At 27.5% G+C, this 8,437-nt stretch carries 11 protein-coding genes; 6 read left to right on the plus strand and 5 right to left on the minus strand.

Annotated elements, in window-relative coordinates; all coding sequences use genetic code 11:
* Positions 1–104 precede the first annotated feature (104 nt).
* Complete coding sequence (locus BT997_RS15565) at positions 105–251, plus strand: hypothetical protein (RefSeq protein ID WP_174247224.1); 147 nt, start codon at positions 105–107, stop codon at positions 249–251.
* A gap of 6 nt (positions 252–257) precedes the next feature.
* Here the strand turns inward: BT997_RS15565 and BT997_RS09030 are convergent, their stop codons facing one another.
* The 4 genes from BT997_RS09030 to BT997_RS09045 are packed head-to-tail and all read right to left on the minus strand — an operon-like array spanning position 258 to position 4,505.
* Positions 258–788 (minus strand): rhomboid family intramembrane serine protease, encoded by a 531-nt coding sequence (locus BT997_RS09030; RefSeq protein ID WP_072681381.1) that lies wholly within the window; start codon positions 786–788, stop codon positions 258–260.
* On the minus strand, positions 775–1,365 hold the full coding sequence (locus BT997_RS09035) for a hypothetical protein (protein ID WP_072681383.1): 591 nt from the start codon (positions 1,363–1,365) through the stop codon (positions 775–777). The genes BT997_RS09030 and BT997_RS09035 overlap by 14 nt, the downstream gene beginning before the upstream one ends.
* A gap of 15 nt (positions 1,366–1,380) precedes the next feature.
* The gene (lon, locus tag BT997_RS09040; protein WP_072681385.1) at positions 1,381–3,798 is read right to left on the minus strand and encodes an endopeptidase La; all 2,418 of its coding nucleotides are present in this window, start codon (positions 3,796–3,798) and stop codon (positions 1,381–1,383) included.
* 32 nt (positions 3,799–3,830) lie between these two features.
* Complete coding sequence (locus BT997_RS09045; protein ID WP_072681387.1) at positions 3,831–4,505, minus strand: outer membrane protein assembly factor BamD; 675 nt, start codon at positions 4,503–4,505, stop codon at positions 3,831–3,833.
* Positions 4,506–4,639: 134 nt separating this feature from the next.
* Between BT997_RS09045 and BT997_RS09050 the strand changes: the two genes are divergently transcribed.
* Genes BT997_RS09050 through BT997_RS09065 form a run of 4 tightly spaced genes read left to right on the plus strand, consistent with a single transcriptional unit; the run spans position 4,640 to position 6,347 of the window.
* On the plus strand, positions 4,640–5,404 hold the full coding sequence (locus BT997_RS09050) for a pyrroline-5-carboxylate reductase (protein WP_072681389.1): 765 nt from the start codon (positions 4,640–4,642) through the stop codon (positions 5,402–5,404).
* Positions 5,391–5,678, plus strand: coding sequence for a hypothetical protein (locus BT997_RS09055; RefSeq protein ID WP_072681391.1), 288 nt, complete (start codon positions 5,391–5,393; stop codon positions 5,676–5,678). Before BT997_RS09050 ends, BT997_RS09055 begins: the two co-directional genes overlap by 14 nt.
* Positions 5,644–6,018 (plus strand): prepilin-type N-terminal cleavage/methylation domain-containing protein, encoded by a 375-nt coding sequence (locus BT997_RS09060; RefSeq protein WP_072681393.1) that lies wholly within the window; start codon positions 5,644–5,646, stop codon positions 6,016–6,018. The genes BT997_RS09055 and BT997_RS09060 overlap by 35 nt, the downstream gene beginning before the upstream one ends.
* The gene (locus BT997_RS09065) at positions 6,015–6,347 is read left to right on the plus strand and encodes a hypothetical protein (RefSeq protein ID WP_072681395.1); all 333 of its coding nucleotides are present in this window, start codon (positions 6,015–6,017) and stop codon (positions 6,345–6,347) included. The genes BT997_RS09060 and BT997_RS09065 overlap by 4 nt, the downstream gene beginning before the upstream one ends.
* On the opposite strand, the gene BT997_RS09070 is transcribed toward BT997_RS09065, so the two are convergent.
* Positions 6,337–6,939, minus strand: a complete 603-nt coding sequence (locus BT997_RS09070; protein ID WP_072681397.1) for a non-canonical purine NTP pyrophosphatase — start codon at positions 6,937–6,939, stop codon at positions 6,337–6,339. The genes BT997_RS09065 and BT997_RS09070 overlap by 11 nt on opposite strands.
* A 75-nt stretch (positions 6,940–7,014) precedes the next feature.
* Between BT997_RS09070 and BT997_RS09075 the strand changes: the two genes are divergently transcribed.
* Positions 7,015–8,328, plus strand: coding sequence for an MFS transporter (locus tag BT997_RS09075; RefSeq protein ID WP_072681399.1), 1,314 nt, complete (start codon positions 7,015–7,017; stop codon positions 8,326–8,328).
* Positions 8,329–8,437 lie beyond the last annotated feature (109 nt).

Below are 8,437 nucleotides of genomic sequence, written 5' to 3' on the forward strand. Positions count from 1 at the left end.
CATATTTAAGAAAAAGTATATTTTTTGATAAAGTTGATTTATAGTTTGTTAGTGATATTATTTTATTTTTTAAAGGATTTATTATTAGTTTAGAACCATGTAGAATGTGCAAAGCAGAAATTGAATCAAAAATAAGACAATGTCCTTACTGTGGAACATTAAATCCAACAGTAAAGCTCAAAGAGATATTTATTGGAATTGCAGGTGTCCTATTTTTTATGTCTATAGTAACCTACTTTGTAAATAATTAAAAGTATCTATTTTTTTAGAATACCTAATAACAAACCAACACCTAATCCAATAAAGTGTGCATACCAAGCAATAGGAAGTCCTATTAATAAAGGTGCTACGGAGATTATTAATACCCAAGTAATTATACCTTTTCGTTGATATCTATCAAAATATGCATAAAATCCTAAAAGTACACAAATTGCACCTGAAGCACCAACTAAATTAACTTGATTATCTAAAAAATAAATATATGCAAAGCTTAAAATAGAAGTTAATAATCCACCAAATAAATAAACTATTAAAAAGCCTTTTTTCCCAAATATTTTTTCAATCGGATTTCCAAATTGGTAAAGAACAAACATATTCATACCAAGATGCCCTAATCCACCATGTGCAAACATTGAACTTAATGGTTGCCAAAAAAATCCACCTTCAACAAAATACATATTAAGTCCCATATAAAGACTTCCATAATTTATATTTGTTTGTAATAAATACATAATAACTGTAAGAACTATTGTAATATTTGTAAGCGTAAAATCTTTACTTTTGAACATTATTTTTAAATACCTTTATAGAGCAATCCACTCTTTGTTTTATTGCATTTTTATACATAAATTGAAAATCAGTATACACCCTAAATATCTCTTTTGAGTTAATTCTAAAAGATGTCATAACTGAACCTGAGTTTAGCGTACATTCTTCATTTTTTTTATTAGGATTTTTTTTATCATTTTCAATTAATTCATATTTTATTTTTAAATATTTTTCTATATCTTCTTTAGGATTAGTTCCTATTGCATCAATAAAAAACTTATTCATTTCAGCTAAAGAAACTACTTCTTGTATACTTGAAGGCATGAACTCTGCTTTTAAATATGAACCTTCGAGTTTATAATAACCTTTATTTAGAGCTTTTATAGACTTATTCAAAAGTTTTTGATTAAAAACTTTTGAATAAGTATAATTTTGCTGTTCACATTCTAATTGAATATTTTCTTTTTGGGGATTTTTTTGGTCTTCATCTTTTACTATATATTTGGAATATAGAACGATTACAACTGTAATCATAATAATAGTAGCAAGAGTAAAAAAGTTATTTATAACTTGACTATCTCTTGCTCCTCTTTTCATAATTTAGTTTTTTAATTAAACTAAAGCTTCTTTTAGAACATCTTCTATTACATCAACAGCCTTAATTTCCATAGCTTCTTTAACTTCACAAGGAATATCTTCTAAATCTCTTTGGAAATTCTTTCTAGGGATTAATGCAAGTTTCATTTTTGCTTTATATGCAGCAATTAGCTTCTCTTTTAATCCACCAATTGGTAATACTTTTCCTGTAAGTGTAAGTTCTCCTGTCATCGCAACATCAGAACGAACCTCTTTTTCACTTAAAATTGAAGCAATTGTAACAGCCATCGTTATACCAGCACTTGGCCCATCTTTTGGAGTTGCACCTTCTGGAATATGTAAATGAATGTCATATCTTTTGTAAATCTCACTTGCATCAACTTTAATTTTTTCTTCTTCCTCTTTTGCAGTCTTAGGAATAATCTCTTTATCAATTTTTAATTTTTTATTATCAATTAATAATTTCACCACAGAATAAGAAATTTTAGAAGACTCTTTCATAACATCACCTAAGTTTCCAGTTACTGAAATAAGTCCTTTTCCTCTTAGCTTAACTGCTTCAATTTTTAAAACATCACCACCAACAGCTGTCCAAGCTAAACCATTTGTAACACCAATAGAGTTTTTCTTATCTGCTGGATCAATTTCAAAAATTGGGTTATCTAAAAATTCTTTTATATTATTTGTATTAATCGATACTTTCTTTAAATCTCTATTTTTAAGAAGTTTCTTAACTGCTTTTCTAAATAATTTTGCAAATACACGTCTAAGATTTCTAACACCTGCTTCTCTAGTATATTTAGAAATAATAGTTTCAATAGTAACTTTAGATAATGTAATTTCACTTCTTTTTAATCCATGCTTTTGAAGCTCTTGAGGGATTAAATAATCTTTTGCAATATGATACTTCTCATTTGGAGTATATGAAGACATTTCAATAAATTCCATTCTATCTCTAAGTGCAGGAGGAATTCTCCTTGCATCATTTGCAGTAGCTACAAAAATACACTGAGATAAATCAATTGCAAAATTTAAATATAAATCTCTAAATTCATGATTTTGTTCAGGGTCTAAAACTTCAAGCATTACAGCAGTTGGGTCACCTCTGTGATTTGCACCTAACTTATCAATTTCATCAAGTACAATTACTGGATTCATTTGTTTAGCATCAACTAAACCTTTTACAATTCGTCCAGGCATCGCTCCAACATATGTTCTTCTATGACCTCTTAGTTCATTCACATCTTCCATACCACCAAGAGCAATTCTTACAAGTGGTCTTTTTAAAGCTTGTGAAATTGAGTTTGCTAATGATGTTTTACCAACACCAGGAGGTCCCACAAAACATAAAACTGTTCCACGTGAGCGCGTATTTTCAATTTTTCTTTCTTCAAGCATCTCTTTAACTGCAAAATACTCTGAAATTCTCTCTTTTGGTTTATCTAAAGAATAATGGTCATCATTTAACTGATCTTCAACATTCTTAACTGAAATTTTTTCATCCGAATATTTTCCAAATGGTACATCAAGTACGTTTTCAATGTAAGTTTGTAGAAGTGCGCTATCCGGAGAGTCTTGATGCATTCTTGATAATTTATCAATTTGCTTTTTAGTCTCTTTATATCCATCTGCTGGCATATCTTTTTTAATTTTTTTAAGCTTTTTCTTATAAGCTTTGATTTCAACATCTTTTTGATTATCTCCACCAAGCTCTTTTTGAATAGCTTTTATTTGCTCTTTTAAGAAGTAATCTTTATGAGTTTTCTCAATTTTAGAATTTACTTTTTGAGTAATCTCTTTTTGAATTTTAAAACTCTCTATTTCTCTTTTAATAGTTTCTATTATTTCTAATAATCTTTTTTCAATATTTGTTTGAGCAAAGAGTACAAAAGCTTCTTCTTTTTTCACTCTTAATACAGATGAAATTAAATCAGCAATTCTAGTAGCATCATCATTTTCTTCAATAGTTTTAATTAAATCAGCAGGAAACTTAGAATTAATTCTTGAAAGTTTTTTTACTTGTTCTCTTAAAACATTAATTATTGAATCAACACTTTCTTGTGTATACTCTTCATCTTCTAATTTATCAACTTGTGCAAAAATAGGTTTTTCAGCATCAAAGCTTTCTATTCTACCTTTTGCTAAACCTTGAAAAAGTACTTTTATTTTACCATCTGGTAAAGATACTTTTCTCATGATATTTCCTATAACTCCAACGTTATAAAAACTATCAGTTTCTCTTTTTCCTTCAAATCCTACTTTACTAACGCTTACTATAACTAATTTATTTTCTTCAATTGCGTGTTCAACTGCTTTTATATTCTCTTCATTACTTAAAAAAAGTGGTGCAATCATAAAAGGATATAAAAATACATCATCCTCGATTACTAATGGTATTTCTTGAGGAAAAGAATCATAATTCTCTAATTCCATAAATATTAACTCCTAAAAATATATTTTATTTTTTAAAAAAATAGGCCTTTTTCAAATGGACGTCTGTAAAAAGGAACCTCAACAGGTTCTATTTCATCGGGTTTAACCCATGATTCTTTTACTTTATCATCGTAAAACTTAGAGGCTTTTGGCTTATCTAATCTATTATACAAGTCAGCAATTTCTTTATCTAAAGAAGCTTTTGCCATAAAAAGTCTAGCACTCATTGTATTTACTAAAGGCATGTAAGGCGATCTTGAAAAAGTACTTTTAAATTCTTCAATTTCTTGAATAGTATCTTCAATAAGTTGTTGATCTCTTAACTCATTTGAAAACCCTAAGAAGTTAGCTTTAATTTTTAAATATCTTACATAATCAATATTCTTACTTAAAGCAAATCTTTTAACATATTCATCTAAATAAAAGTTTGCTAATTCATACTCTTCTTCATCCATATGTCCATTTGCTAAAACAAGTAAAGCAGTAGGAACTAATGGTGAGTTTCTATGTTCACTTTCAAGTGAAGTATAAGTGTCATCTGCATCATCCAAATAACCTGTAGAGATTTCACTAATCATTTTGTTATACCAATATAAAGCTGGCTTATCATACTCTTGTGATCTTTCAGATTTTTGAGAACAAGCCGTTAAAAATAATCCTAATCCAATTATTAAAATAAGATTTCTAAACTTTAAAATATTAAACATATAAATAATCCTTTTTCATAAAGTAAGTATTCTATCCTATCTATCCTTGCTATTTTCTTACTTTTTTTACTATTATTTTTACTATTATAAATAATTTGTTATAATATTTCAAATAATTTTTTAGAAGGTATACAATGAAATTAACACTAATAGGAAATGGATTTATGGCACAAGCATTGGCCAGAGGTCTTGTGGCAAATTTTGAAGTAGAGATAATAGGAAGAGATGCAAGTAAACTAAAAAAAATTCAAGAAAAAATACCTGAAATATCTATTAGTACTATGTCTGATGTTGAAGATATATCTGATAAAAATATCATATTTTGTGTAAAACCTTACGCCTTACAAAGCGTATCTGTAAGACTACAAGGTGAAGCAAATATTTTATTTTCTATTTTAGCAGGAACAACACTTGATAGTTTAAAAAAACAGGTAAAAGCAAAATATTATATTAGAACAATGCCAAATGTGGCAGCTTCTGTTTCTAAATCTACTACTACTATTACAGGAGATAAAGAAGCAAAAAATTTAGCTCTTGAACTTTTTAATTCAATTGGTAAAACAATTTGGGTAAATACAGAGAAACAACTTGATATAGCAACTGCCGTTGCTGGAAGTGGACCTGCATTTTTAGCCCTAGTTGCAGAAAGCTTAAGTGATGGAGCAGTTAATGCAGGACTTGAAAGAAGTATAAGTAATGAGCTTGTTCAAGGCCTATTTGAAGGTTTTTCAGAATTATTAGATGGAAATCACCCTGCAATTATAAAAGATTCTGTTATGAGTCCAGGAGGAACTACTGCTGCTGGTATGAGTGAATTAGAAAATGGTGCAGTTAGAGCTTCAATGATTAATGCTGTTTCAACTGCATATGATAAAGCATGCGAACTTGGACAAAAATAGTTTCACACTATTTGAAACACTAATAAGTATTATTTTATTACTAGTTGTCATAGTAGGTTTTAACAAATATGCCTACTATGATAATTTTGATAAAGAATTTATGTTATTAAATGAAATAGAAAATTCATTTAATATTGAAACTTACGATGAAAACTTCTCAATACTTTCTAAAAATATAAAAATTATTATAAATGACAGTGAAGAAAAAACAATTCCTATAAAAATATATAAATACGAAAATGAAAAAATCAAACTTATCAAATATAAATTGTAAAAAAGCTTTTTCATTATTGGAATTGATAATAGTCCTTTTTATTAGTTCTATTGTTATAACTTATACGTTTATTTTTACAAAAGAATTATACGAAACACAAACGTATAACCAAGAAATTGCGATATTAAAAATTGATTTAAACTCTACAAAAATAATTATAGAAAGAAATTTACCTTCTATTATCTCATCACTTAAATATGAAAATAAAATATTATTCCTAAAAGATAGTATTTTATTAAAGAACGTAAGCTCTTTTAAGATGAAAAAAACATCTAATATTCTACAAGTTGATATTACATTAGAAGATAAAATATCTCAAATATGGAAATTTAAACTATGAAAAAAAAAGCATTTACTCTTTTTTCTACTCTTATACTAATTTTTATATTTTCAATTTTAATTGTAAGTATATTTGAAACAAAAAGCATGAACTCAATTAATATACAAAAACAATACTCTTATATTCAAGCAAAAAATCATCTAGCCTTTTTAGAAGAATATATTACTAAACAAAAAGATTTAAAGACTATAAAAAAAATAGAAATACAAGATAATCACTTTAATATTTTGGCAGATATTACAAAAAAAGATAAAAATTATGAAGCCAATTTATATATAAAATCAAAACTTCATAATATCTCTGTGCATAAAAAAATTCTTATAAAATAACATCTAATACTTTTTTAGCTAATTTCAATGCTTTACTTCTGTGAGAAAACTCTTTTTTTATTTCATGTGGTAACTCACCTAAAGTTTTATCAAAACCATTAGGAATAAACATAGGGTCATATCCAAAACCACCCTCTCCTATTTCTTTATCAATCACATCTCCATGCATCCATCCATGAACTGTATATGTTTGGTTTTTATATACAATAGCTATACAAGCTGTATAATAAGCAGGCGTTTGTTTTAAATCATTCTCTTTTAATTTAGATATTAATTTTGTATTATTTTCTTTATCATTTGCATTTTCTCCTGCATATCTTGCAGAATATACTCCTGGTTCATTATTTATTTTAGGAACAGTTATTCCACTATCATCTGAAATTACTAATATATTTTCATCTGGATTTTGAACTTCTATTTTTGCATAAATTTCTTCTGCTTTTTTTACTGCATTTCCTTGAAAAGTATCTCTATCTTCTTCAACTTCAAACTCTCCAATTAGCTCTTTAAAAGCTACTACATCGTCATTTGGCATTAGTTTTTTAAATTCTGCAATTTTACCTTTATTTCCTGAGGCTAAAACTATTTTCATGAACTTTTCCTTTAACGTGTTATTAATTTTATTAATATATAATCTTGCTCTATTTTAACAATTATGGGATTATATATGATTAAATCTATTTTACCTCTTAGTGCAATTATTGCTTTACGATTCTTTGGTCTTTTTTTAGTTCTTCCAGTTTTATCTGTTTATGCAATAAACCTACATGGAGCAACAACAACACTTGTAGGAGTTGTAATTGGAGGATACGCATTAACTCAAATGATTTTTCAAGTACCTTTTGGAGTAATTAGTGATAAACTAGGACGAAAAGGAACTATAATCACTGGTCTTTTACTTTTTGCAATTGGTTCTATTTTCTGTGCTATATCAGATGACATATTAATGTTGATGGTAGGTAGATTTCTTCAAGGGGCAGGAGCTATTGGTGCAGTTGTAACAGCAATGATTAGTGACTTAGTAAAAGAAGAACAAAGACCAAAAGCTATGGCTACTATGGGTATGTTTATAGGTATCTCATTTGCAGCTTCGATGTTAATTGGTCCAACATTGGGTTCTTATGCAGGTGTTGAGACATTATTCTATCTAACAGCAGTACTTGCATTAGGTTCAATTGTTCTTTTACTTAAAACTGTTCCAAACCCTCCAAAAATTAGACATACATATAATGGAAAAGCTAAATTAAGTCAAATACTAGGTAACTCGAATCTATTAAAAATGAATATCACCAACTTTTTACAAAAAGGATTAATGACTTTTGCTTTTATGATTATTCCAATGGTTTTAATCAAAAACTTCCAATGGGAATTAAGTGACCTTTGGCAAGTATATTTACCTGCAATGATTTTTGGTTTTATTACTATGGCACCTGCTGCAATAATTGCAGAAAAAAAAGGAAAATTTAAAGAAATTCTTGCACTTGGAATTGTGTTTTTTGCAGTCTCATATTTAATCATTGGAACAAGTACAAGTTCTACTTTTTTTGTTATTGGTGTAGTTATTTTCTTTATTGGGTTTAATATGCATGAACCAATCATGCAATCACTAGCATCAAAATTTGCGAAAGTTCATCAAAGAGGTTTAGTACTAGGAATATTTAACTCTTTTGGTTACTTAGGTACATTTATTGGGGGTTTACTTGGAGGTATGTTCTTTGAAAAAGTATCACTATTAACACTTGTAATTGTAATTGCACTAATCTGTATTTTATGGATTATATTAATTTTAACTATGCCAAACCCAGAAAAGAAAAAATTATCTTATATTCCATTGACTGATGAGTACATGAAAAATACACATAACTTAGATACAATAGAAGATATAGATGAATGGTATATAAATGATACAGAAAATATTATAATTGTAAAGTATGATAGTGATAAAATTCAGGAAGATACTATTTTAAATATTTTAAAATAATATATTATAAAAAATAAGGAGAACTTGTGAAGAAGATATTTATAATTTCTTTTTTCATAATTTCTCTACTCTTTACAATAACTACAGCAGAAAATCTATATACTCTCTC

This window comes from Arcobacter sp. LA11, assembly GCF_001895145.1.
Lineage (GTDB): Bacteria > Campylobacterota > Campylobacteria > Campylobacterales > Arcobacteraceae > Halarcobacter.